The sequence below is a fragment of the Psychrobacter sp. genome (genome assembly GCF_030454045.1).
Lineage (GTDB): Bacteria > Pseudomonadota > Gammaproteobacteria > Pseudomonadales > Moraxellaceae > Psychrobacter.
In genome coordinates, this window is record NZ_JAKDJE010000046.1 from 1 (window position 1) to 24,317 (window position 24,317).

At 44.8% G+C, this 24,317-nt stretch carries 21 protein-coding genes; 8 read left to right on the forward strand and 13 right to left on the reverse strand.

What is annotated here, in order from left to right:
- Window positions 1-110: 110 nt before the first annotated feature.
- The 5 genes from L0G63_RS09205 to L0G63_RS09225 all read right to left on the reverse strand — a co-directional run bounded on the left by L0G63_RS09205 (window position 111) and on the right by L0G63_RS09225 (window position 4,750).
- Window positions 111-569 carry a histidine phosphatase family protein gene (locus tag L0G63_RS09205; protein WP_301450374.1) on the reverse strand — a complete coding sequence of 153 codons (459 nt, stop codon included), beginning with the start codon at window positions 567-569 and terminating at the stop codon, window positions 111-113.
- Between the two features lie 124 nt (window positions 570-693).
- Window positions 694-1,947 carry an NAD(P)H-dependent glycerol-3-phosphate dehydrogenase gene (locus L0G63_RS09210; RefSeq protein WP_301450393.1) on the reverse strand — a complete coding sequence of 418 codons (1,254 nt, stop codon included), beginning with the start codon at window positions 1,945-1,947 and terminating at the stop codon, window positions 694-696.
- Window positions 1,948-2,132: 185 nt separating this feature from the next.
- A complete protein-coding gene (locus L0G63_RS09215) occupies window positions 2,133-2,792 on the reverse strand; it encodes a nitroreductase (RefSeq protein ID WP_301450375.1) in 660 nt (219 codons plus the stop codon).
- 89 nt (window positions 2,793-2,881) lie between these two features.
- Window positions 2,882-3,988, reverse strand: a complete 1,107-nt coding sequence (gene zapE / locus L0G63_RS09220) for a cell division protein ZapE (RefSeq protein WP_301450376.1) — start codon at window positions 3,986-3,988, stop codon at window positions 2,882-2,884.
- A 102-nt stretch (window positions 3,989-4,090) separates the two neighbouring features.
- Window positions 4,091-4,750, reverse strand: coding sequence for an alpha/beta hydrolase (locus tag L0G63_RS09225; RefSeq protein WP_301450377.1), 660 nt, complete (start codon window positions 4,748-4,750; stop codon window positions 4,091-4,093).
- Window positions 4,751-4,995: 245 nt separating this feature from the next.
- Between L0G63_RS09225 and L0G63_RS09230 the strand changes: the two genes are divergently transcribed.
- From L0G63_RS09230 to xseB, 3 genes are all read left to right on the forward strand, one after another.
- Window positions 4,996-5,364 carry a hypothetical protein gene (locus tag L0G63_RS09230; RefSeq protein ID WP_301450378.1) on the forward strand — a complete coding sequence of 123 codons (369 nt, stop codon included), beginning with the start codon at window positions 4,996-4,998 and terminating at the stop codon, window positions 5,362-5,364.
- A gap of 229 nt (window positions 5,365-5,593) precedes the next feature.
- Window positions 5,594-7,093 carry an exodeoxyribonuclease VII large subunit gene (gene xseA / locus L0G63_RS09235; RefSeq protein WP_301450379.1) on the forward strand — a complete coding sequence of 500 codons (1,500 nt, stop codon included), beginning with the start codon at window positions 5,594-5,596 and terminating at the stop codon, window positions 7,091-7,093.
- A 130-nt stretch (window positions 7,094-7,223) separates the two neighbouring features.
- Window positions 7,224-7,469 carry an exodeoxyribonuclease VII small subunit gene (xseB, locus tag L0G63_RS09240; RefSeq protein WP_301450380.1) on the forward strand — a complete coding sequence of 82 codons (246 nt, stop codon included), beginning with the start codon at window positions 7,224-7,226 and terminating at the stop codon, window positions 7,467-7,469.
- A gap of 1 nt (window position 7,470) precedes the next feature.
- On the opposite strand, the gene pncB is transcribed toward xseB, so the two are convergent.
- The 5 genes from pncB to L0G63_RS09265 all read right to left on the reverse strand — a co-directional run bounded on the left by pncB (window position 7,471) and on the right by L0G63_RS09265 (window position 15,707).
- Complete coding sequence (gene pncB, locus L0G63_RS09245; protein WP_301450381.1) at window positions 7,471-8,697, reverse strand: nicotinate phosphoribosyltransferase; 1,227 nt, start codon at window positions 8,695-8,697, stop codon at window positions 7,471-7,473.
- A gap of 295 nt (window positions 8,698-8,992) precedes the next feature.
- Entirely contained in the window at window positions 8,993-10,780 is a 1,788-nt protein-coding gene (msrAB, locus tag L0G63_RS09250; protein ID WP_301450382.1) for a bifunctional peptide-methionine (S)-S-oxide reductase MsrA/peptide-methionine (R)-S-oxide reductase MsrB, read from the reverse strand.
- A gap of 272 nt (window positions 10,781-11,052) precedes the next feature.
- Window positions 11,053-11,946, reverse strand: coding sequence for an ATP-binding cassette domain-containing protein (locus L0G63_RS09255; protein ID WP_301450383.1), 894 nt, complete (start codon window positions 11,944-11,946; stop codon window positions 11,053-11,055).
- 64 nt (window positions 11,947-12,010) lie between these two features.
- Complete coding sequence (locus L0G63_RS09260; protein WP_301450384.1) at window positions 12,011-13,942, reverse strand: glycine betaine ABC transporter substrate-binding protein; 1,932 nt, start codon at window positions 13,940-13,942, stop codon at window positions 12,011-12,013.
- A gap of 346 nt (window positions 13,943-14,288) precedes the next feature.
- Complete coding sequence (locus L0G63_RS09265; protein ID WP_301450394.1) at window positions 14,289-15,707, reverse strand: coniferyl aldehyde dehydrogenase; 1,419 nt, start codon at window positions 15,705-15,707, stop codon at window positions 14,289-14,291.
- Window positions 15,708-16,168: 461 nt separating this feature from the next.
- On the opposite strand from L0G63_RS09265, the gene lipB reads away from it, so the two are divergent.
- From lipB to L0G63_RS09285, 4 genes are all read left to right on the forward strand, one after another.
- Window positions 16,169-17,023: a lipoyl(octanoyl) transferase LipB gene (lipB, locus tag L0G63_RS09270; RefSeq protein WP_301450385.1), complete on the forward strand. Its 855-nt coding sequence runs from the start codon at window positions 16,169-16,171 to the stop codon at window positions 17,021-17,023.
- A 193-nt stretch (window positions 17,024-17,216) separates the two neighbouring features.
- Window positions 17,217-17,747, forward strand: coding sequence for an inorganic diphosphatase (locus L0G63_RS09275; protein WP_301450386.1), 531 nt, complete (start codon window positions 17,217-17,219; stop codon window positions 17,745-17,747).
- A gap of 177 nt (window positions 17,748-17,924) precedes the next feature.
- Window positions 17,925-18,392, forward strand: coding sequence for a hypothetical protein (locus L0G63_RS09280; protein ID WP_301450387.1), 468 nt, complete (start codon window positions 17,925-17,927; stop codon window positions 18,390-18,392).
- Between the two features lie 510 nt (window positions 18,393-18,902).
- Entirely contained in the window at window positions 18,903-19,127 is a 225-nt protein-coding gene (locus L0G63_RS09285) for a hypothetical protein (RefSeq protein WP_301450388.1), read from the forward strand.
- Window positions 19,128-19,423: 296 nt separating this feature from the next.
- On the opposite strand, the gene L0G63_RS09290 is transcribed toward L0G63_RS09285, so the two are convergent.
- Window positions 19,424-20,311, reverse strand: a complete 888-nt coding sequence (locus L0G63_RS09290; protein ID WP_301450389.1) for an SDR family NAD(P)-dependent oxidoreductase — start codon at window positions 20,309-20,311, stop codon at window positions 19,424-19,426.
- A 197-nt stretch (window positions 20,312-20,508) separates the two neighbouring features.
- On the opposite strand from L0G63_RS09290, the gene L0G63_RS09295 reads away from it, so the two are divergent.
- Window positions 20,509-20,916 carry a DUF1622 domain-containing protein gene (locus L0G63_RS09295; protein WP_301450390.1) on the forward strand — a complete coding sequence of 136 codons (408 nt, stop codon included), beginning with the start codon at window positions 20,509-20,511 and terminating at the stop codon, window positions 20,914-20,916.
- Between the two features lie 75 nt (window positions 20,917-20,991).
- Here the strand turns inward: L0G63_RS09295 and dusB are convergent, their stop codons facing one another.
- Complete coding sequence (dusB, locus tag L0G63_RS09300; RefSeq protein WP_301450391.1) at window positions 20,992-22,023, reverse strand: tRNA dihydrouridine synthase DusB; 1,032 nt, start codon at window positions 22,021-22,023, stop codon at window positions 20,992-20,994.
- A 120-nt stretch (window positions 22,024-22,143) separates the two neighbouring features.
- The gene (locus L0G63_RS09305) at window positions 22,144-24,189 is read right to left on the reverse strand and encodes a BCCT family transporter (protein ID WP_301450392.1); all 2,046 of its coding nucleotides are present in this window, start codon (window positions 24,187-24,189) and stop codon (window positions 22,144-22,146) included.
- Between the last annotated feature and the right edge of the window lie 128 nt (window positions 24,190-24,317).

A 24,317-nucleotide genomic window follows, 5' to 3' on the forward strand; every position in this document is an offset into this window, starting at 1 on the left:
ATCGTTAAAAATAAGCGCTTAGAATGACTAAACTTATTATTTTTAACCTCGAATCGCCTAAAAAATAGTCGCTGTCAGTGCCATGGTCGAATGTTCAACACGCCCTATTCTTAATAAGGCTGATCAGGTACAAAACGCTCTATTTCAGTTGCCATACCTGTCATCACAAACTCCATCTCAAACACTCTAGCCTCGGCTAATGAGAAGGATTCTGGATAGTCGCCTGTTAGCAGTCCAGCAATATGAGCGACGATGGACATATGACACACAACCACCAGACATTGTGCTTCAATACTAGCAATATCCATCAAGGCCTGACGAGCATCATCAGAGGGTGTGATATTGTCTTGCACCGACGAAGGGGTTTTTGGTGCGCGCGCCTGAAACGCAGCGAGCGTCTGCTGCGCTCTCTCATATGGACTCACTATAAAATAATCTGGATTATAGTGCGTGGTCACATACTCTGCTGTTTGTGCCGCTTGCTGCTGACCAAAATCAGTCAGCTGACGGGCGCTGTCTGGACGCGTCTCGTCCTCTGCTTGACCATGACGTACTAAGATAATTTTCATAATCTTCCTTGCGCATTATTGGGCATATCTGTCTGTATACATTAGACAATTTAGCTTATTGCTCATAGTAGCAATGTATCAACGTATCAATGAGCCAGTTAATGAGTATGGCGTGGGATCTGATCTACTCGCTATCATCATTGTTGCCATTTTTTTTGGCAGCATCTTTATCGCTATTACTTGAGTTTTTCATATGCGCAGTTAGCGCAGCGTTACTATGATCGTGAGCCATGACAAACTCTACATCACTGCGGAAACCCGCTTCCATCAAATGTAGCGCCACGCCTAGCGCAGCCTTATCTTCATAAATGACCGCATAAAGAGCGTGAGTGATGGGCATATAAATACCCGCTTTAGTGGCTTTTTCGTGTACCTGCTGAATGGTATTGACACCTTCGGCGGTTTGCCCAAGCTTTTTGACGGCAGCCTCAATACTCATACCGCGGCCCAGCATGTTGCCAATGCGATAATTACGGCTTAGCTCCGAATTACAAGTCGCGTATAAATCTCCTACGCCCGATAAGCCCAAAAAGGTCAGCGGATTGGCTCCTTCTTCAACGCCAAAACGGCTCATCTCTGCTAACGCTCGCGTGAGAATCATCGCTTTGGTATTCTCACCGACTTCATAAGCCGCCGCCATTCCCATGGCGATTGCATAAATGTTTTTTAGGGCACCGCCAAGCTCGACACCACGTACATCGTCACTTGCAAATACCCTAAAAAAAGCACTGTGCAAAGCTGCTTGTACAGCATGACGCAGTGGCTCAGACTCACTAGCAATAACCGTCGCAGAAGGCATGTTTTTCATGATTTCTATGGCAAGATTCGGTCCTGACATGACACCAAAGTTTACCTCAGGTAGCACCTCTTTGATGATATCGCTCATCATGGCAAAGGTGTTTTTCTCCATTCCTTTGGTTAGAGATACGATAGACTGACCACTGATAAAAGGGGCAATGTTTTTCAATGTTTCTCGAAAAGCAAGGCCTGGTACGGCAATAAAGATAATGTCTTTGTCTTTGACAGTGGCAGCCAAATCATGACTGTATTTTAGATGATCATCAAGCTTGTAACCAGGCAAATATTTTTTGTTGGTTTGGGTTTTAGCCATGGCCTTTACCGTACGTTTATTACGGACCCACAACGTGGCATCACAGCCATTTCGTGCCGCCAGATTTGCCATTGCCGTACCAAAACTACCACCGCCCAAAAACGCCAAACGCAGCTTGGTAGGATTACCATGAATATCCGCCATGTCTTTTGCCACTGCAGCTTCAACCGCGCTTGGCGTGGATTTTTTGCGACCGATGCCTGACTTACTTGCCCGCTCTAAGATACTTGCCAGCATACCACTTTGTTTTTCAGACGCTTTATTCATCGTCTCATCATCAGCGCTGTTATTATCTTGATTGCTATCGTTAGGACTTGTCATGTTCTTTTATCCGTGTTGACTGACTTATAATCAATAAGGGCGTTTTACTCAAGGCTTTTTGCCCAGATATGTTCAGATTCTAAGGGTTGCTGTTTTTTGATGAAAAGATCTTGCAACAGCAAAGAATCAAATTATGACTCGAATCGTACCAATGGCTCGATATCAATAGGCTTGCGAGTAGATTTGTCTTTGGGACTGGTGCCAGTATAAACAAAAGCCGTCACATAATCATCTGATCCGACATCGAAATACGCTTTTACTGCAGGCTCATTACATAATAACCCCGTACGCCAAACTGTACTAAATCCTTGAGCTTTTAGTGCCAGTATTAGGTTTTGTACCGCCGCACCAGCACTGAGCATTTGCTCAAAAGGGGGCACTTTTTTGTGTTCTTGCATTTGCGTCACGACCGTAACAATCATAGGTGCTCGAAGCGGCATGGTATGGGTTTTTTTGATGGTTTTCTCAGACAACGTCTCACCCTCTTTGAGCGCTTTAGCTTTTGCCGCTGCTACCAATGCGTCTCCCAGTTCATGACGCGCCGCGCCTTGGGTCACAATAAAGCGCCACGGACGCAGTTTTTTGTGGTCAGGCGCTGTTGCAGCACACTCAATCGCAGATGCAATTTGCGCGCGAGTTGGCGCTGGGGTATCCAAATTGCCCATGCTACGTCTTGAGTTGATCCAACCAATCAGCTCATCGCTACTGGCTGAGATATCATGTGCCGCGATGTTTTTAACGTGCAGCTTTTCATCCTGTATTGCTTGGTTATTTTCATCTATAGTCGTCATTGTCTATCCTTATTTATTATTATCTGTTTGTCGTTTTATTATTGATCATTGATGTGAATGCTTTTTTGATATGATCGTGACCATATTAGTTATGCAGAGGCCGTGTCTTCGACGCGGTGATCCATGCGCAAATAGTCCTCTGATTGCATCTCAAGCAAACGTGAACGGGTACGCTCAATCTCAAACGCCAGCTTTTTCCCTTGATACAACTCTAAAATTGATTGCTCTGCTCGCACCAACAGTTTGACACGGCGATCATAAAACTCATCAACCAAATAAATAAAACGGCGCGTGGGATCACGCATTTGGTCATCTAATGCTGGTACGGAGTCGACTAAGACGGTACTAAACCGCTTGGCAAGTTCAATAAAATCAGCCGCTGAGCGCGGTGCCATGCATAAATGACGAAAATCGCAAAATAAGATGTCATCCGTACGCGCGTTGATTGGGATCTCGCGGCCATTGATAGTAATCGGCTCATTGCTGATTTTTTGATTATTAGACAAGCTGGCAAAGCGGTTGGCGAGCCAGTGATGGTTGGCTTTGGTCATTGGTGATTCGTACAACTCTGCTTGCTGAAGCACGCGCAGACGGTAATCAATACCAGAGTCGATATTCATCACTGTCGTATGGCTCTCAACCTCTGCAATAGCTGGTAAAAAACGGTCACGGTGCAAACCATCTTTGTACAAACCAGATGGCTCAATGTTTGAGGTGGCGACCAAGGTAATACCGCGATTAAACAGCATCGTAAATAAATCGCCCAAAATCATCGCATCAGAGACGTTAGACACAAAAAACTCATCAAAACAGATAACGACCGCTTCTTTATAAATAATGTCAGCAACTTTTTCGAGTGGATCGCTTTCGCCTTGAAGCTTATTCAACTCCTGATGAACACGCTGCATAAAATGATGAAAATGCAGACGCATTTTGCGCTCAATGGTCAATGAATCATAGAACATATCCATCATCCATGTTTTACCGCGTCCTACGCCGCCCCACATATATAGGCCAGTTGGCGCGGCAGGCTTGGACTTCAAAAACCCAAAGAGTCCTTTCTTTTGCGGTGCACTATTGATGAGCTGGTGGTATATCTCATCCAGATAGCTCATAGCTTGAAACTGCTGCTCATCCCGAGTAAACTCATCGGTACTGACGGCTTTCTCGTAACGTTGCAATGGAGATAAACTCATAATACGACTCATCTTTGAATTAAATAAACATCAAAATAGTAGCGTTAAAAAGCCACTTTGACAGTGAAACTGCCATCATAAAAAACCATTGTAAAATAAAAACTAGCCATTTTGTCCCAAGCTATGGGTTTCTAATAGCTTCTTGAGCTCTGATAGTCGGCCATGAAAAAAGTGCCCAGCACCATCGACCACGCTTACCGCAAGCCCTAAGCGATCAGCAAATGCTTGCATATTATCAGGCGCAATCACCTCATCCGCATTGCCATAAATCTCAAAAGTTTTATCAGCGGGTAAATTGATATCAGTACTGTCATTTTTTTCGACTGATGGCGCGATAAGGGCGATTTTCGAAACTTCAAAGTCTCCTAGACCCCAAATATGTGCAGCTTCAAGCACTTGCTCAGCCACGCGTGCGGTGACATAGCCACCAAAAGAGAAGCCACCGAGCCACAGCTTGCGGGCATTGGTTTGTTCGGCAATCCATTGTAGCACGGTCATTGCATCGACCACTTCACCTTCTGCATAATCATGCTCGCCTGTCGACTGCCCCACTCCACGAAAGTTAAAGCGCACCACGTGCATGCCATTGTCACGGGCAAAGCGGTACATAGTCGTGACCACTTTATTGTTCATCGTCCCATCGAACAACGGATTGGGATGGCACAATAGCGCGACGGTATCAGTGTTTGGATCATTAGGGTTGTCATTTTGCCATAGTGCGTCGACCTCGAGCACACCAGCAGGAGCAGGAATCAGTTGCATAATATTACTTATTAATAAAAAATGAATGGCTCAATTATCCTAGATATGATTTTTATTTCAAGTGATTTGCTGTGTACGGTGGCGACTTGTTTTTTGGGTCATCTCATTTACCAATGATTGCACAGGTAATATGGCGGCAATACTGCATACAATAAGCGTATAGACACGTCATATAGCGCTAAGCTACATTGATAGAGCTTTGCTTATTGTTAAGACGTTTTAGTTATCATTATCAGGAATCATTTATGAACACGTTTAATAAAACTGCCAGTTTAGGTGCTACATTAGCAGCGGTACTTGCCTTGAGTGCATGTCAAAGCACGCCATCATCTCCAGTGATCCAGCGCGCCAACTCCATTTATGAGACCACAGGCATCAGCGATACCAAAGTCAAAGCCCAGCAAAACGCGATAGATAGTGCGCAAAAGACTTGTCGAAGCAAGCAAGTGATTATCGTAGAAGACAACGTCAAATATAATGGCATCTTAAATGAACGTACGGGTCGTATGGTCGGACAAGTAGGCGCAGTGGTCGGTTCAATATTTGGCACTGGCACGCCAGATTTGTCACGTGATGATGATTATGAGTACACTATTAATTTTCGCTGCCAATAACGCTCTAAATAAGCGATGTCATCTGTGCTTCTTTGGCATCACCTGACAGACGGTCGTTGATGACGTTGCCAAGAAATTGAGATAGCCAACCAGCTTTGATAGAAAGATACTATCTATAAATGCTGGTTGGCTTTGCTTTTTGTGCGCGCGCTTTTGGGTTAAACTGTGCCCTATTATATGCCTCCTTTATTATTGGCTTCTTTGTTTTCATTATCTTTGGTCTATTATCATGCGCAAACCCAATCTCTCAACCACCAAACAAGCCAAGGTATTAGCACCTGCCAAAGATTTGGCCACGTTAGAAGCAGAGCTTGCTGAGCAAGAAGACCATCTAGAGAATACTGTCCTACGTCTCAGTGACTACTTATCTGCAGTTGAAATGGTCATCAAGCAAACCTTTGATCACCGAGTTTGGGTCAAAGCAGAAATTCGTAATTTGTCTAGCAAGGGTGGTCACTATTATTTTGAATTGGCCGAAAAAGATGACGATGGCAAAGTAGTCGCCAGTTGCCGCGGTAATCTTTGGCGATTTAAAGCGGCTCGTGTATTAGCCAAGTTTGAGCGCGCCACAGGGATGCCGCTTGAGCGTGACTTGACCGTACTTCTCAAAGTATCGGCGGGATTTCATGCGCAGTACGGCTTTTCCATCACCATCGAAGATATTGACCCCAGTTACACGCTAGGCGATTTGGCGCGGCAATATGCGCAGATGGTCGACCGCTTAACAGGCGAAGGATTGTTACACTTAAATCAGCAATTACCCGCCCCTTTTGATATCGAGCATGTATTGGTCATCGCTCCTGAAAAAGCTGCTGGATTGGGCGATTTTCAGGCGGATGCGGATCGCCTAGCAAGTACGGGAGCTTGTCAGTTCCATTACCATCATGCAACCTTTCAGGGCAATCATGCACCCGAGGAGATACGCCAAGCCATCGTTAGCGCCCAGCAGCAATTTTATAACACGCATCAGCACCTGCCCGATCTATTGGTGATTATTCGAGGTGGCGGCGCCGTCGGTGATTTGGCTTATCTCAATGATTATGAGCTGGCAGCCTTGGTGGCTGAGCAGCCTATTCCTGTCTGGGTCGGTATCGGTCATGAACGCGACCAGGTGATCTTAGATGAAGTGGCGCACACCAGCTTTGACACGCCCTCAAAAGTGATTGCTGCTATCCATAGCCATTTAGCCCAGCTCGTCACTCAGACGCTACAATATCAAGCGCAAATCAAACAAGCCGCTCAGCGCCAACTCAATACGGCGGAGCAACAAAGCACGCGCCAGTTGAGTCAAATACAGTCACAAACTATCGGCCAGCTTACCTCCCTACAAAAAGACAGCGATTATGCATGGCGTAGTATCCAGCAGAGTGCTCAGCGCCAAGTGAAGCAAGCCGCCAGACTAACGACTGAGCGATATACAAAAACGCAAACCCTAGCACATCAGCAGCTCACTAACGCCGCTACTCGCAGTAAACACCATCAACACTCTATTATGAAAAACGCCCAACAACACATCGTACAGGCACAGCGCAATAGCGAGCACCTGCGTGACATCGTGCTGTTACATCGGCCCTCTCGTGTGCTTCAGCAAGGCTATGCCCTACTGATGGATACCAAAGCTCAGCAAGCCCTTACAAGCAGCACCCAGCTCTATCCTGAGCAGACGGTCAATATTCTTTTAAAAGATGGTAGCGCGGCTGCGCAGATTATAGATATTACCACTACGTAACGTGCTACTGACTCATATCATACCTAGTGGCACCACACATAAGAGAAAAAAGCTCTTAACGCTTTAAATTTAATCAATATAATAGCCAAATGTTATCTTAAAAATTTGATTTTGAACCTGAGGAAAACCTATGACGACCCCTACTCGCAGACGCAAAAAAGCCGCCCCAAAAACATTTAAGGCCGCTTACGATATTCTAAAAACCAATGCAGCGGAGCTACAGCAGCAAGACGAGCCTGATATTGATAATCTGATGACCACGGTTGAAGAATCTATTGCTGCTTATCGCGTTTGCGAAACCCGCATCAATGCGGTACAGCAAGCATTGGATGCGGCCTTCGCCGAAGAAAAACCTACTAGCAGCATGGACAGTTAGTTTATTCAGGCTCATCAACTTCAAAGACTTGGCGTAGATAGGCAAGATACGTGTCATTATTGATCATGGTCTTGCCTGGGCTATCAGACAGCTTGGCCACTGGCTGACCATTGCACTCAACCAATTTAAGTACGATATTAATCGGGGTGATACCCATGTCATTGGTCAAATTGGTGCCAATACCAAAGCTGGTTCTGATACGGTCTTTGAAGTATTGATGTAGCTCCCACGCTTTTTCTAAATCCAACCCATCACTAAAGGTCAAGATTTTTGTTTTTGGGTCTATTTTTAGTTTTTCATAATGTGCCACTGCCTTATCACCCCAGATGTGAGGGTCGCCACTATCGTGACGCAGCCCATCAAAGAGCTTGGCAAAATACAAATCAAAGTCGCGCAAGAACGCATCCATACCAACCACGTCTGTCAATGCAATACCCAAATCACCGCGATATTCATGCACCCATGCTTCAAGCGCTGCTTTTTGCGAATCGCGCAAACGCACATCCAATGCCTGAAAGGCTTGCATAAACTCATGTGCCATCGTGCCTATCGGCGTCATGCCAAGCTGCTTTGCCAGATATACATTAGAAGTGCCGCCTACGATTTTTGGCGCAGCCTTGTATAATGTCTCTACCACATGCGCCTGCCAGCGTTTACTAAAGCGGCGACGCGTCCCAAAATCAGCGACGATAAACGGCGGCGTATTACGATCTTCTTTTTTCTGCTCTGCCGCATATTGATGCAGCAGTGCCACTTTTTCATCAAGGCGGCGCTGCCCTTCTTCAATCACACTATCATTCGATAACGCATTAAAATAAAGCTCATTGACGATAGCCAGCACAAATACTTCAAAGAACATCGCCTGTATCATCGGTCCTTCGATGTCGATAGACAAGCGACCTTTCTCATCGATACTGACGGTAATAAACCGGCGTTTTAACTTAAATAATTCTAGATAATCAACAAAGTCTGAGCGCATAAAGCGCAAACCACGTAGGTAGTCCAGCTCATCTGGCAAAAAGCGCAGTTCACATAGGCTGTCTAGTTGCTGCTCTAGATCTTTTTTGATATTGGCGAGTGGATAAGCGGTGTCTTTATTATTGCGGCAGCGAAAACGGTAGACCCCACGCGTCTGCGGAAATTGATGCAACATGGCTTGCAACATCGTAAATTTGTACAAATCATTATCAAGCAGTGAGGTAATAATGGGTGAATAAGTAGCAGTCATGCTATGGCCTTAAAAGTGCAGAAATGAGAAACAAATGTCACCGAATCAACCAAGCGACCTTATGTCTGAATAATAAATAACATCTGGATAATAGACGCCCATAAAGTATGCGTCATCCATAAACCATCCAGTATAACGAAGTTTGGTATTGATGTCAGAGTTCGCATGAGATTGCAGCAAAATTCGTACAACTAGCGAAAATGATCATCGAATATCTAACAGTACATGGTACAAAAAAGACGCTAAGAGTGAACTTAACGTCTTTTTTATTTATTCAAAGGTGGCAATAAAACGACTATGATTTCACCAGTTTTACCAATGGTGCATAGCCCGATTGCGGCATCACACTCACTGGTATGAACTGTAGCGCCCCGCCATTGATACAATAACGCAGCCCGCCACGGTCTTTTGGACCATCAGGAAATACATGACCCAGATGTGAATCTGCTACGCGCGAGCGCACCTCAGTACGTACCATATTGAATGCCGTATCTTGATGCTGAGTAATCACTTGCATATCAATGGGCTTGGTAAAGCTTGGCCAGCCGCACCCTGACTGATATTTATCATTCGACAAAAACAGCGGCTCACCGCTCACCACGTCGACATAAATCCCTGGTGCAAATAAATCATCATATTCATGACTAAAGGCGCGCTCCGTCCCAGCCTCTTGCGTGATATTGTATTGCGCTTTGGTCAACGTATTCTTTAGCGCATCTTTGTCAAATTTAGCATAGCGCTTGGGATCTAACGTCTCAGCAATAGTCTCAACTGGCGCAAGCTTGGTGCGAGCTGCCCCTTCAGGCTTATCATCTGCTAAGCTCAAATCAATATGACAATAGCCATTTGGATTTTTTGCCAGATAATCCTGATGATACATCTCAGCCAAATAAAAATTATCTAAGGGCTCATTTTCGACCACGACTTTTTGCTCGTACTTGCTTTGTACACGCTTGAGCGCAGCATCAATCACTGCCTTGTCTGCCTTATCGGTATAATATACCCCTGAGCGGTACTGGACGCCGCGATCATTGCCCTGTTTGTTTAGGCTTGTGGGATCGACAACGCGGAAGTAATACTCCAAAATAGTATCGAGGTCTGTTTTGTCCGCATCATAGATGACTTTTACCGTTTCTGCATGTCCTGAGCCACGAATGACTTGCTCGTAGCTTGGATTGGCTGTATCGCCATTGGCATAGCCTGATACAGCATCAACCACCCCTACGATGCGCTCCATATAGGCTTCAACGCCCCAAAAACACCCTCCTGCAAGGTAAATTGAGCGGGTGTTAATAGGCTTGCCTTTATCATTGTAATATACGCCATCTTTTTGCTTGATGGCTTCAATTTTATTATCGTTAGAGGCTTGTATGTTGGCAGGTTTGGCGTTGCCTGATTTTAGCTCAGCAAAGCCATTGTCGGCATTTTCTGCCAGTGCGTAAGCTTGCTCTGCTGATATATTGCCTTTTACAAGATGTGCCAGATTGCCATTTTTATCAAGAATGGCCCAGCTTGGATAGACCTGCACGCCAAGCTTATTGATAAGCTCACCTGAGGGATCTGCCAACACGGGCAAGTTTGGGTAGTCAGCTTGTACGCCCGCATACCAAGTACTAAATTCACCATCAGCTTTTTCATTGAGATGACCGGGGCTGGCGACTGTCACCACGTTTAAGCCTGAAAACTTAGGATCAGTGCGCCACGTCCCAGTCTCCTCTAATGTACCCAAACATAACGGGCACCAGCTTGCCCAAAATTTTACTAAGGTCGGCTTATTCGGATCAAGCACTGCCGCACCTGTGTCGCCTAAGCCCTTTGTTAGCTGCGGCAATGCTTGCATTTTTTTGAGCATATCGGAGGGCAACATGTCACGCGAGCTGGTGACGCCAGTATTTTGACTACCTGATTTGGTGCTGCTACTTGCATTATTTTCTGCATTACTCATCTGACCACAAGCGACCAGTATCCCTGCACTCAATACCGTTGTCATGCTAAAGGCGCTAACATTTTTTAGCCAGCTTGGTGAGCGAGGTTTCTTAATTTCTTCATGATTACTATTTTTTTGATTGTTTTTATATGACATGACATGTCCTTGTTACGAATGGTGCGAGTTTTGGCAACCATGAGCGATAAATAGCTCAAAATTCTATTATGAGGGAACTCAAGTTAAAGAGATGAAACGTTGGGGAATGAGGGAGAGACAGTAATTCAGATCGTTGAAATGCATTAGTTCATCTTAATAGTATACAACGCTACTGGAGCCTGCTTTAATAGTAAAGTGTTGATTACTACACTTTTTTAACAGGGTAGTAAGAGTGCTGATAGAGAAGTGTCTGACACCCTCATCAGTCCCAGTTAAGCTTTGGCACGCATAAACTGCTCGACATAGTCATCAGCAGGATTGTGTCGCAGATCGTTTGGCGTCCCTGTTTGTATCAAGCGTCCGCCATTTAAAATACTGATGCGCTGACCAACTTTAATAGCCTCGTCGATATCATGGGTGATAAAAACGATGGTTTTGTTCAGACGCTCTTGTAGTTCTAATAATTGATCTTGCAACTGGGCGCGGATGAGTGGATCAAGCGCAGAGAACGCCTCATCCATCAATAAGATGGGGTTGTCCGTTGCTAGCGCACGAGCGAGCCCAACACGCTGCTGCATCCCACCTGATAGCTCGTCCGGATAACTGTGCTCTAGGTTGGTCAGCCCCACTTCATTGAGCCAATAACGCGCGATCTCATGACGCTCGCTCACACTCATTTTGCGGACACGTAGACCATAAGCCACATTTTGCATCACCGTCATGTGCGGCACTAAGCCGAAATGCTGAAAAACCATACTGACTGTCTGCTGGCGGTAGTGCTGCAATTGTTTATCATTAAGCTCTAAAATATTGATAGCATTAGATGAGCTTTCGTCTACTGGCGCAGTGTTTGCCTGAGTATTATCCTTGGCATGCGTTTTGGTATTGACCGTCGTGTTAACCCATATCTCCCCGCTGGTTGGATCAATCAATCGATTGAGATGACGTATCAAGGTCGACTTGCCAGAGCCTGACAACCCCATGATGCAATGCAGCTCCCCTGCCTTGATATTCAAGTTGATATCGTAGAGCCCCACCGAGTAGCCGGTTTGTTCTTTAACTGCAACGCTATCCATACCCTCAGCCAGTAACGCCATTGCAGACTGGGCTTGCGTGCTATTGGCATTATAGATTTTACTGATATTTTTTAGCTGGATATGATTCATCGTGACTCTCGCTATTTGCTTGATTTTTTATGCTGGCTTTACTCATTGACTATTGGACAAGTTTCTACCCAATCGGACGCCTGCCTGCTTTGATCGTTTTTTGACGAGCACGCTTTCCTTGTCCAAAGGCTTGGGTAATACGGTCGATGATAATGGCGACGATAACGATCGCCGTACCTGCTTGTAAGCCTTGCCCGATATTAAGCGTTTGGATAGATTGCAATACATCTTCACCAAGTCCCGGTGCCCCAATCATCGAGGCCAGTACCACCATCGCAAGTGACATCATGACCGCCTGATTAATACCTGCCATAATACTGGGCAGTGCTTGTGGCAGCTTGATCCAAATGAGCAGCTGTAAATGCGTACTACCAAAAGAGCGTCCTGCCTCGACCATTTCATGATTCACTTGGGTAATACCCAGCGTTGTCAGACGAATCAGTGGCGGCAACGCATAGATAACCGTGGCAAATAACGCAGGCACTTTACCAATACCAAATAGCATCAACACGGGTATAAGATACACAAAGCTTGGCATCGTCTGCATCACATCAAGTACTGGCGTCACAATCTTGCGTAGCAGCTTGCTACCCGACATGGCAATACCGATAGGAATTCCGATCACCACCGTGACCAATACTGACACGATGAGTAACGCTAAGGTATCAATCAGCGCGCCCCATAACCCAAAAGCACCAATCAAAAACAGCCCCGCGCCGCATGCCAGCGCAAACCAAATCTTGCGTACACCAAACCACGCCAATACAGCCACCAAGGCGATAATCAGCCAAGGCGGAATAATCGTTAATAATCGCTCAATGGGTAAGAGCAAGTACGTAAGTGTCACCGTGCTAATAGTGCGAAATACGTCTCCGTAGTTTTGGACAACGCTTGATAAGGCATTGTTGAGCGGGGTCTCAAGCGACCACGAAGGGAAGCTGGATGAGAGTGCTGATTGATCACTACGAGAGGCAGCTGTATCAGCAGTGATAGCAGCACCGTTTAAGCTAATGCCGAGCTTAGTCGCAAGATTGGTAGCAGCTTCCTCAGACAACCAACCGCGCCAAACGTCTGGGTTATCACGCAAAAATACCAACGCCTGCTCATCGCCACTACGCTTACCCTCACTCATCTCCAAGATAGCGCCGTTCAGCTCATCAGGCGTAAACTGTATCTTTTTGAAGACCTCTGCCAGCTCAGGGTTAGATTCGATAAATGGGGTAGATACGGCAATACCTAGCGGCGATACGGGAAAGCCTGATACGCAATCAGATGTACCGTCAGCGAGTAATAGGTCTTGCCAGCAGGCATCTTTGTGATCTGGGAACTCCAAAGCAGCAAAGTCATACTTTGCCATTAGGCCCGTGGGCTGCCAGTAGTAAAACAATAGCGGCTTGTGCTGTTCAAAAGCAGAGGCGATTTCGGCATCGAGCGCAGCGCCCGTACCGGGATGAGCATTGTTAAAAATACTATCAAGCCCCGTATTTTTTAACAGACGCGTATTAAAAATCTCACAGGTCCAGCCAGAGGGACAGTTCATAAAGCGAGATTTGCTCGGATCTTCAGGGTCTTTGAATAGATCAGCATATTTGGGCAAGTCTTGATAACGACGTAGCCCTGGGTTTTCTTCTAGTACATATTTTGGGACATACCACCCTTGGGTCGCACCGCCTTTGAGTGTATCGCCAATGACGGCCACTTTGTTCTGCTCGATGGCATCTTCCATGATTGGTGAGCGTCCAATCCACTGCTCACCGATGATCTGAATATCGTTTTGAGACAATGCGGTCTCAAGCGCAGGTCCTGCTCCTGGCACTTCTTCTACCGTACAACCGTAACCCTCTTCAGCAATATATTTAAGTACCCCAGAGGTAAACTGTCCGCTCTCCCACGTCAGTGCGCCAAACTTGATCGGTGACTCACAAGCTGCGGATGCTGATAAAGGCAGCAACAATGCGCTCATACACAGTAAGCTTAATGCAATCCATTGGCGCATGCTTTGTCCTATTTATTGTTTTGTACTGGCATGAAAGAAGTATCACAACCACAGAGCATCACGATGTCATATTGACTCACAACATCTATGAATCATTCACTGTTGTTTAGACTTACTACAAAGTGTAGCGACTTATAGGAGTAATAACAAATGTTTATTTGTCGATTGCTGAGATGATCGAACCTCATGCCTTGCAGATATAAACGCTATCATTGATAAATCTTTTCCCAATGCTAACCTTTGATTTTTTGACAAAAAAATAGCACCTATTTTGATAGATGCTATAGATATAGGTATCGAATGAAGAGAGTTCAAAATCAATTTTTGAATAACTCCCATAGAGCCATTATTTCAAAAACAATGCCATCGCCTTTTTAAACAGACCACCATAAGGCGGCAATAAGAAATTGAGACCATTTAGCTTGGTCTGTACAAAGATAGGTTTCATATGGCTCAAACGCTCAAAGCCCGCTTTGCCATGGTATGCGCCTGTACCAGAGTCACCAACCCCACCAAACGGTAAGTCATGCTGGGCCACATGAATGATCACTTCATTGATACATAGACCACCAGAGACGGTATGATTGCGCACATTTTCGATATAGCTGTGGTTGTCGCTAAAGACATACAGCGCTAATGGACGTGGACGCGCGTTGACGAAAGAAATCGCATCATCCAATGTCTCATAATGCACCAATGGCAAAATCGGGGCAAAAATCTCGTTTTGCATCAGATCGCTATCAGGCGCAGGCTCACTCACGATCACAGGTGGCATTAGACGCGTTTCGATATTGGGCTCAACTGCAGTAAGTGCGTGTATCTCAACACCTGTTAGCGCGTCTAGGTAACCCTTGACCCGTTTAAACTGCTCACCATTGATAATGCGTGAATAGTCTGGATTGTTTTCGATATTGGGATAGTGCTTTGCCATCCACTCTTTTGCCAAGTGGATAAACTGCTCATGATATTGACGTTGAACCAATACATAATCTGGGGCAATACAAGTCTGACCTGCATTGAGCGTCTTGCCCATCATGACACGGTTGACCACCGACTCTAGATTGGCATCATCCAATACAATTACTGGTGACTTACCGCCAAGCTCAAGCGTCACTGGTGTCAAGTTAGGCGCGGCGGCAGCCATCACCTTTTTGCCTACAGCAGTCGAACCCGTGTATAGCAAGTGGTCAAATGGTAACTCACTAAAGGCAGCAGCAATATCAACCTCGCCCAGTACCACACAGATCATATCTGGCGAAAAATAACGAGAAATGGCATCAGCAAATGTCTGAGCAAACTGCGGCGCAGCTTCGCTCATTTTGACCATGATTCGGTTGCCCGCGGTGATTGCATCAATCATCGGACCAATTGCCAAAAACAGCGGATAATTCCAAGGCACCATGATACCGACCACCCCCAATGGCTGCGGCTGAATCTCGTTGTGAGCGGGCATATATAGAGGTGAAATAGGCGCACGATACGTTTTCATCCATTTTTTGCCGTGCTTTTTGGCATGACTGATACCGGTGAAGCTCGGGAACAGCTCGGCAAACTGAGTCTCTGATTGGCTACGATATCCAAAGTCTGCGCTGATTGCTTTTGCAAAGCTTTCTTGATTGTCGCTCAACATCACTTCTAAATTATCTAGCTGAGTCTCACGAGTGCCCCAGTCATTGATCGGCCGCGTACGGCTCAATGTTTGCAGGCGTGAGAATTGAGATTTCATCTCATCGATGGTTTTTGCGGTACTCAACGCTTCAGGCATACGCTGCAGCGCAAAACCTGCATCGGTTGGTGCCTGCTCATGGGCATGTTGGTTGCTATCTGTCATTGATCTTCCTTGTCGTGCTCATATGATGTCACATGGTCACTATGTTTATTGAATTATGGTGTTACTTTGTTAGTCAGACGCGCGCATCCGTTATATGCCCTGACCGTACATTTTATTCGGTTTTGCTTATCAAACTTTAATGTAGCGCATTGACTGCGCAATGAACAGCTTCTTTGGTTGACTAGTGCGTCTGTACTAGTGTTGTCTACCTATCAGCTAACTCAATGATATATAAATATTTTTATGGATCCTTCATGACTTTTCACCCTTAGTATTTAACTGTCTTTTAGACTGCGTGATAGCATATAATCTTTGAGCGATACCTGCCAAAACTGCTACACTAGCCATCGGCATCCTCCGCCTTTACACTGGACAATCATAAGACAGACACGCTCATGCAAAACGACACACAACCGCTCAATGACATGCTGATCAGTAAATCTCTGTCAGCAGCCGATTATGTTCCCACTCTCGATGCCATGCTGTCACGTACTCTCGAACGTATCGATCTAAAAAAACAGCAAGGACTGCGCACGCCTGATGAGTTATGGATCGTTGATCACAACGATGTTTATACGCTTGGACAAGCAGGCAAAGAAGAACACATATTGCAGCGCACCGACACGCCTATCATCAAAACCGATCGCGGTGGTCAGGTGACATGGCACGGTCACGGACAATTGGTGATTTATTGGTTATTTGATCTCAGTAGTCTCAAATGGAGTGTGCGCCATCTTGTCTCCCATGCTGAACAAGCGATCGAAGACGTCGTTAATGACTGTCTGCATAGCTCGCCATCTAGTCGTGACAATATCAGTGCCCACGCCCGCCGTGATGCACCTGGCGTTTATATGTATTCTGACCCCACTGTAGCGGATGACAGTAGCAATGCTAATAGCAACTCGCTAGATGACAAATCTCTTGATAATAAGATTATGCTTGGAAAAATAGCGTCGTTGGGCTTCAAGATTAAGCATGGCTTTAGCTATCATGGTATCGCAATTAACTTAGACTGTGATTTGTCAGCATTTAATGCTATCAATCCTTGCGGTTATGCGGGGATGCAGATGTTGCGCTTGTCTGATTTTGTGGCCATGCAGACAGATTCAGAGCAAAAAGAGTCAGAAACACAAACGACTCAACAAATCAGCGACGCATTAAACTACAAGATAGTTACTCAAAAACTTATCGATAATATCGCCAAACGTCATGCTGGACTGATTGAATTACGAGCAATAGCGCCAAAGTGAGTTTTGAGTCCATTTTTGCATAATCTTTTTTTGCATAATATCTTGCACGCTTAGACTTAAGCATTAAGAGAAAATTTAGACCAAACTTGTTATAATCGCACCCAGTACAAATCGGGTGCGGTAAAAATTTTGCAGTATCCCCAGCTACATCAATCATTCAAACCTCTAAAACAAAAGCAAATTGGAGTATTTCATGGCAGATTTTAATAAAATTTTGGACGCAGGCGACGTAGACGGCGGTATCATCAACGTAGTAGTAGAGATCCCAGCTGGTAGCAGCCATAAAATTGAGTGGAATCGCGAATTGGCCGTATTTGAGCTTGATCGTATTGATCCACAGATTTTTGCTAAGCCATGTAACTATGGTTTCATCCCGCAAACGCTTGACGAAGATGGTGATGAGCTAGATGCATTGATTTTGACTGAGCAGCCGCTACCGACTGGCATCTTTTTGAAGGCCAAAGTCATCGGTGTCATGAAGTTTGTTGATGATGGCGAAGTCGATGACAAGATCGTTGTCGTACCTGCTGACGACCGTGACACAGGTAATGCTTACAACAGCCTAGAAGACCTACCAAAGCAGTTAATCAACCAACTAGAGTTCCATTTCAGCCACTATAAAGACCTGAAAAAAGCGGGCACTACTGTAGTTGAATCTTGGGGTGATGTTGCGCAAGCGAAAGAGGTCATCAAAGAATCTATCCAACGCTGGAAAGACCTATAATTTATTAAAATTGGCTCAATGCTAATCATAGATAAATACCAAAATACCGCGATCGCAATGTGATCGCGGTATTTTTTTGCTTGAATACTCTGTGTGTAACTTGAATACTCTGTATGTAAAATGGTTATAATAAACGCGACTACTCATTCACACGCATACGCTGCAATAAGGAAAACCATGTTTAACCCCGACCCTAGCAAAAAGCCTGTCAGTACAAAGTTGCCAAAAGACGTCATCATGATGGTCGAAAAAAACAATTTGGTAATGGCCATCAAAACCTTGGCGGCCGACGAAAATATCAGTATGGATGAAGCCAAAACCAGAATTGATGCTTATGAGACTGCACTCAAGGTAAAACAACAGCAAAAGCTCAATACCATCGCCAGCAAACAAGGTATCCCAAATCAAGCCATTAGCTTCGATAGAGAGCAAGAGGTCGAAGATGAGCCTGGTCCATTGGTAAAAAACCGTGTTAAATCTACTCAGCCAGGGCAAGGGTTTAAAAGCTTACAAGCGGGTGTCGACAGTCAACTCAATGACTTGGGCTATAAAAAACCTTTACTCCCTTATTGGCTAAAACGGTTGCTTGTCATTGCGGTATTGATGATAGGTATATTTTGGATATTGTGGCGAGTGTTTGGTTAAAAAATATTGGTCTGCTAAATCTTTCTATAGTCCCTTTTACTCGGTTATTTTTTCAGTTCATTGTGCGTGCGCTACTGGCTAGTTTTTAGGAGCTAATTTTTTAGGATATGCCTGTAAAAATCATTATCCTTCTAGCATCACCAATACTGTAAACATAAACCATATCCAGCCATTTAAAAACATCATAGTATCCTGTTTTACTTCATAAGGCCCCACTTATCTCACTATTAGACATACAAAATTATTGTATTTCTATCACTCTGCATTTAAGAGCTGTCTACGCCGCACCGTAAGTAATATCTGTATTTTGATATCAAATTATGCCCTCATTCAGCAGCCATAACCCTGACACTTCCTCAATCAGCCAGTCTATTTAAAAACTTTATTTCGTTAAATTTCCGACAATTAGAGAGTAAATGCTTCTTTTTGTACCATATTAAAAATATTATTGATATTTGTTCAATAATTAATATATATTCTATATTGAATTTATTTTGGTAGAATAAATTTATGGTTCTTTCAGGTGATAAACTCGTATGCATAGTTGGCAACCCTTTCTTTGAAAAAGGGGCTGTTTATATTGTTGGCGACATCGTAAATAAGGAGTTATTTGAGGTAAGGATAGGCTCGGATGGAGAGTATTGGTACGCCAAAAAAGACAATGAAGGAATATGTGTTCATTTCAATGCTAAGGAAACGGCTATCAATGATGCTTGGTTTAGCCAAGTAAAATAAGATTGGTTCTTGATGCAGTATAATGACTACAGATCCAGCTCTACAAATGTCATCGCAGAACACGACCCATCTATTATGAATTCCTCATACTTAATTTCTACGTAGACAGTCACAAATCGATTTTGTCTACAACAAGTGACTAGAAATAAAGTACTTGTTGACCTGTATATCCTAATAATAAAAATCTCAAAAGAGAACACTGCTCTATCAATTTATAAGGATATAATTGATTTCAAGGCATTAAAAAAGGATACCGCAGTACCCTTCTTTTATTTAGAATTCATGACGCTGCTGGCTTAATGATGCTCACCTGGAAGAATTCTGGCAAAAGCACGTTGAGCAAAATTCGGCTTACTATCGGTGGTTTGTGCCGCGGTAGAGCTTGGGAAGATGCGATAACCAATTGATTGAATACCGACGTTAAACGCTGGTACCAACGAATAAGTGGCTGAGGCGAATTTGCCCATATTACTGGCGATACTGTTTGGCTTATGGACGATAGCTTTTGCGACCATGAGCGCGGCTTCATCAGGCATCAAAGCTGGCATATAACGGTATAGCTTGGTGGGGGCGATCATAGGGGTACGTACCAAGGGCATAAAGATATTGGTGACCTTGATATTATCGCCTTTTACTTCTGCCGCTAAGCAACGACTAAACGCATCTAACGCAGATTTTGAGGCCACATAGGCGGCAAAGCGAGGACTGTTTGCCAATACCCCAATCGACGAGATATTGACAATTTGACCCGTCTGACGGCTAATCATAGTCGGCAAGAAACCCAAAATAGTTTTAACAGCACCAAAGTAATTAATCTCCATCGTGCGCTCAAAATCATGGAAGCGGTTGACCGACTCATGGACTGAACGGCGGATCGAACGACCCGCATTGTTCACCAATACATCCACATGCTTAAAATCAGCAAGGATTTTTTCGCTGGTCTTTTCGATCTCATCCATATCGGTCAAATCGCATGGATAGTAACTGGCCCTGCCACCCAGTATTTCGATATTTTCTTTGACGGTTTTTAGCTTATCTTCAGTACGTGCCAACAAAATCACATGTGCACCGCACTCACTCAATAAAAAAGCCGTGCGCTCACCAATGCCACTTGATGCACCCGTAATGATAATGTTCTTGCCTTTTACTGCTTTTGTTATTGCTTTTTTCGAGGGGTTAGCCATAAAAAACCTTTTTGTTTGTCCTATACCAATAAATATTTGTTTACAGCATAGCAAAAAAATATCGCACACAGTGAACAAAACACCACCAACGAGCAGTTAATTTCAGGGTTTAAGCGGTTTATAGTAGTAGGTCATCATCTAATGGCGTTGAGGTTTGGCGCTATACTTTTGCTGACTGATACTGAGGAGGATATATTTTGATAGGAACCCTAGCCCACTATATTGACTTGATTGCCAAGATAGTCGAAGTCATTGGTGTCTTGATTATGTTTTTTGGACTCCTCTTTGCTTTTTATAGAGCATTTCAGGTATCAGACGGCCTGAACCACAATACCTACGTAGAGATCAGACAGACCGTTGGTAAATCCATTCTTTTGGGACTTGAGGTATTGATTGCCGCAGATATTATGGCAACGGTAGTGACAGAGCCGACATTACGCAGCGTTTTGGTGTTAGGCATCATTGTACTTATCCGCACGTTTTTAAGCTTATCACTACAAGTTGAGCTAGAGGGCAGATTTCCTTGGCAAAAAGAGAAGCCAACACCTGAAGCAGACTCTAATGCTATGCCCATCAATCAAACCACCCCTGTTGATAAAACATAGCGTGAACCTAAAAAATTAAAGTAGGTCGCAGTAACGCTTGCTGATGAGAAAAATGGTAAAACTTCGCAGCCCCCCTTATTCATGTGTCTGCAAAAAACGCTCTACCACGCGGAACTGCCCAGCCGTACTTTCTTCACCATACATCGCTTGCCGAAAAGCGTTGGAGCTTGGAATACCTGTCGTATACCATGCAATGTGCTTGCGAGCGATACGGCAGCCAGAATACTCGCCATAAAAGTCGTATAACTCTTGCAAATGCGCCAGTACAACTTCCTTAATCTCGCTCACACTTGGGGCATCAAGCACGTCACCTGTGCGCAAAAAGTGCTCAATATCGCGAAATATCCACGGCTGACCTTGTGCGGCTCGTCCAATCATCACCGCATCGCATCCTGTCAGCTCATAGACATGCTGTGCTTTTTGCGCGCTATCGATATCGCCATTTGCGATCACAGGAATGCTAATGCTGTCTTTGACTTCGCGCATCAGCTCATAGCGCGCCTCACCTGTATACATATCTTCACGCGTACGCCCATGAATCGCAATAGCAGCAATACCTGCTTGCTCTGCCCGCTTAGCCACTCTCAAAATATTTTCGCGACCATTCTCAAATCCCAATCGTGTCTTTAATGTCACAGGCGCATCAACGGCATTGACTGCAGCATCAAGCAACCTTGCAACCAAGTCCTCATCTTGCAGCAAGGCAGACCCTGCCAGCTTACGACAAACTTTTTTGGCAGGACAGCCCATATTGATATCGATAATCTGCGCACCATTATCGATTTGATAACGAGCCGCTTCAGCCAATTTATCTGGTTCTGCACCTGCTATCTGAGCAGAAATAGGCGCAATCTCATTGTCGAAATTGGCACGATACAGGGATTTTTTGCGCGCATAAAGTGCGGTATCAGCGATGATCATCTCACTGACGGCATGACCTGCGCCAAATGACTTACACACTCGGCGAAAAGGATTGTCCGTCACGCCCGCCATCGGCGCAACCATCAAACGGTTTTCAATCGTCAGACCACCTATATTTAGGGGTTGCAACAATGGATGGTCAGATACTGACGAAGACAAGAATGAAACAGGAGAATCAATAGACATAAAAAACGGCTTGATTTGTAAGGAAAACAAGCCGTTATTCTAAGGATTCCTGCATTTATTGCAAGCGATTAACGTGAATCGCTTGTATGAGTCGTAGTCATTGTTAATACACTCTGTTCGTTATTTATCAAGCACACTACCCTGCTCCAATGTAAGGTCTTCATCATGCGCTTGCATACGCCAAGGTAGGCTATCAGGTGACACATTCAAGAAGTGCAAATACTTCTCAAACTGATCGATAATATCATTGATCACCGATTCAGACTTATAGCCGTATAAGTCATAGGTCTGACCACCACGGCGCAGATACACCTCAGCACGGTGATGGTGCTCTTGCGGCAAGGTGTCGGCGCTGCTTTCAGTATAATAATCAGGCGCTTCATGTTCAGACAAGCGTACCTCATACCAAAACTCGACATCATCGCCACGCTGCAACTCAAGCACGGCACGGTTATTGGCTGCATCATAATTCACCTCAGTCGTCCAGCCAGTTTCTGCAAACTTAGACGACACCTCCATCATCGAGGGCATCACCACTTCTTTGATGTAGTTTAGCACCTTATCACGTGTCGGCTTATCAGCCATATAGTCGATGCGCTCACGCCATGCAGACGGTTTAAGTAAGTGCGGCGGTAGTTTATTATTTTGATCAAGGCTTTGATTACGATGTCCCTCGATACGCAATGCGCGCCACATACCGAACATGGAGATCAGAATGATAATCGCAAATGGTAGTGCACTAACGATTGCTGCCGTTTGTAGCGCTGTGAGACCGCCTGCAATCAAAAGCACCGCGGCAACGGCCCCTTCAGTCACTACCCAAAAGCTGCGCTGCCACCATGGCGTATCACTACGACCACCAGCCGCCAGCGAATCGATCACCAATGAGCCAGAATCCGATGACGTCACAAAAAACGTAATAATCAACAAAATAGTCAATGAGGACACAAATTCGGTAAACGGTAACCGCTCTAATAACTTAAATAAAGCAATCGCTTGGTTGTTTTGTACCTCGCTGATGAGTGAGTTATAGCCATCGACCATAATCATATGTAGGGCAGTATCACCAAACACCGAAAACCAAAAGAACGTAAAGAACGTTGGCACCAACATCACACCGAGTACAAACTCCCGAATGGTACGACCACGGCTAATCTTGGCAATAAACAGACCGACAAAGGGGGCCCATGCAATCGTCCATGCAAAAATAAACAAGGTCCAGCTACCGATCCAATCGCTATTCTCATACGCTTGTAAGCTAAAGGTACGCTCAACGATATTACCCAAATAGCTGCCTGTATTTTCCATAAAGGCATTTAGGATAAAGATCGTCGGCCCTACTACAAATACAAACACCATCAACGCGGTTGCCAATACCATATTTAGAATAGACAAGCGTTTTACCCCTTTGTCCATCCCTGCCAATACGGACACCAGTGCTGCTGATGTCACTAATGCAATCGCCACGACCTGTATGGTAGTATTCACGGGGATAATATCAGGTAACAAGTAGTTTAGACCTGCATTGATTTGCGATACTGACAGACCAAGACTGGTAGCAATACCGAACATCGTACCCAATATCGCAAACACATCAACGATATGCCCAATAGGACCATGAATCTTATCACCGATGAGTGGATACAGTGTTGAGCGTATCGATAGGGGCAAACCATGGCGAAAGGCAAAATACGCTAAGGACAAACCTACCACGCCATAAATCGCCCAAATATGAAAACCCCAATGGAAATACGCAATTTGCATCGCCTCTTTTGCCGCGGCGATAGTTTGCGGATCCGACATTGGCGGACTAGAAAAATGCATCACTGGTTCCGCTACTCCATAAAACAATAGCGCAATCCCGTAGCCTGCCGAAAACAGCATGGCAAACCATTCAAGGAATCCGTATTCCGCCTCAGCATGATCAGGGCCAAGCTTGATACTGCCATAAGACGAAAACGCCAGCACAATGATGAATAACAAAAACAGCGCCACTGCCAGCATATAAAACCAGCCGAAGGTCTCGGTCGTAAAGCTAAGCACATCGCTAAACAGCGCCCCTGCTGCATCAGGATTGATGGCGGTACCGATGACCAACAGCATCATAATCACAGCTGCGGGTATAAAGACTGGTAGTAAAATGGTAGAGCGTGAACCGTTACTCATAAGCAGTGATGTCCTCAAATCCATAAAAATAAGTGATAAAGAATCCTATCCCTGATACTCATCAACATAGTAGACCCCACTCTCAACTTGAAATAAGCAAATCAAACTGAAGAGGCGGGTTACCAAGT

Excerpts from the sequence above, each read along its gene's own strand:
- xseA (WP_301450379.1), top strand. The coding sequence starts at position 5,594 with ATGCGCAAACCCAATCTCTCAACCACCAAACAAGCCAAGGTATTAGCA.
- L0G63_RS09255 (WP_301450383.1), bottom strand. The coding sequence starts at position 11,946 with ATGAATCATATCCAGCTAAAAAATATCAGTAAAATCTATAATGCCAAT.
- L0G63_RS09260 (WP_301450384.1), bottom strand. The coding sequence starts at position 13,942 with ATGCGCCAATGGATTGCATTAAGCTTACTGTGTATGAGCGCATTGTTG.
- L0G63_RS09290 (WP_301450389.1), bottom strand. The coding sequence starts at position 20,311 with ATGGCTAACCCCTCGAAAAAAGCAATAACAAAAGCAGTAAAAGGCAAG.
- xseB (WP_301450380.1), top strand. The coding sequence starts at position 7,224 with ATGACGACCCCTACTCGCAGACGCAAAAAAGCCGCCCCAAAAACATTT.
- L0G63_RS09280 (WP_301450387.1), top strand. The coding sequence starts at position 17,925 with ATGTTTAACCCCGACCCTAGCAAAAAGCCTGTCAGTACAAAGTTGCCA.
- L0G63_RS09275 (WP_301450386.1), top strand. The coding sequence starts at position 17,217 with ATGGCAGATTTTAATAAAATTTTGGACGCAGGCGACGTAGACGGCGGT.
- L0G63_RS09305 (WP_301450392.1), bottom strand. The coding sequence starts at position 24,189 with ATGAGTAACGGTTCACGCTCTACCATTTTACTACCAGTCTTTATACCC.
- L0G63_RS09205 (WP_301450374.1), bottom strand. The coding sequence starts at position 569 with ATGAAAATTATCTTAGTACGTCATGGTCAAGCAGAGGACGAGACGCGT.
- L0G63_RS09210 (WP_301450393.1), bottom strand. The coding sequence starts at position 1,947 with ATGAATAAAGCGTCTGAAAAACAAAGTGGTATGCTGGCAAGTATCTTA.
- L0G63_RS09285 (WP_301450388.1), top strand. The coding sequence starts at position 18,903 with ATGGTTCTTTCAGGTGATAAACTCGTATGCATAGTTGGCAACCCTTTC.
- L0G63_RS09265 (WP_301450394.1), bottom strand. The coding sequence starts at position 15,707 with ATGCCTGAAGCGTTGAGTACCGCAAAAACCATCGATGAGATGAAATCT.
- pncB (WP_301450381.1), bottom strand. The coding sequence starts at position 8,697 with ATGACTGCTACTTATTCACCCATTATTACCTCACTGCTTGATAATGAT.
- msrAB (WP_301450382.1), bottom strand. The coding sequence starts at position 10,780 with ATGTCATATAAAAACAATCAAAAAAATAGTAATCATGAAGAAATTAAG.
- zapE (WP_301450376.1), bottom strand. The coding sequence starts at position 3,988 with ATGAGTTTATCTCCATTGCAACGTTACGAGAAAGCCGTCAGTACCGAT.
- dusB (WP_301450391.1), bottom strand. The coding sequence starts at position 22,023 with ATGTCTATTGATTCTCCTGTTTCATTCTTGTCTTCGTCAGTATCTGAC.
- L0G63_RS09215 (WP_301450375.1), bottom strand. The coding sequence starts at position 2,792 with ATGACGACTATAGATGAAAATAACCAAGCAATACAGGATGAAAAGCTG.
- L0G63_RS09225 (WP_301450377.1), bottom strand. The coding sequence starts at position 4,750 with ATGCAACTGATTCCTGCTCCTGCTGGTGTGCTCGAGGTCGACGCACTA.
- lipB (WP_301450385.1), top strand. The coding sequence starts at position 16,169 with ATGCAAAACGACACACAACCGCTCAATGACATGCTGATCAGTAAATCT.
- L0G63_RS09230 (WP_301450378.1), top strand. The coding sequence starts at position 4,996 with ATGAACACGTTTAATAAAACTGCCAGTTTAGGTGCTACATTAGCAGCG.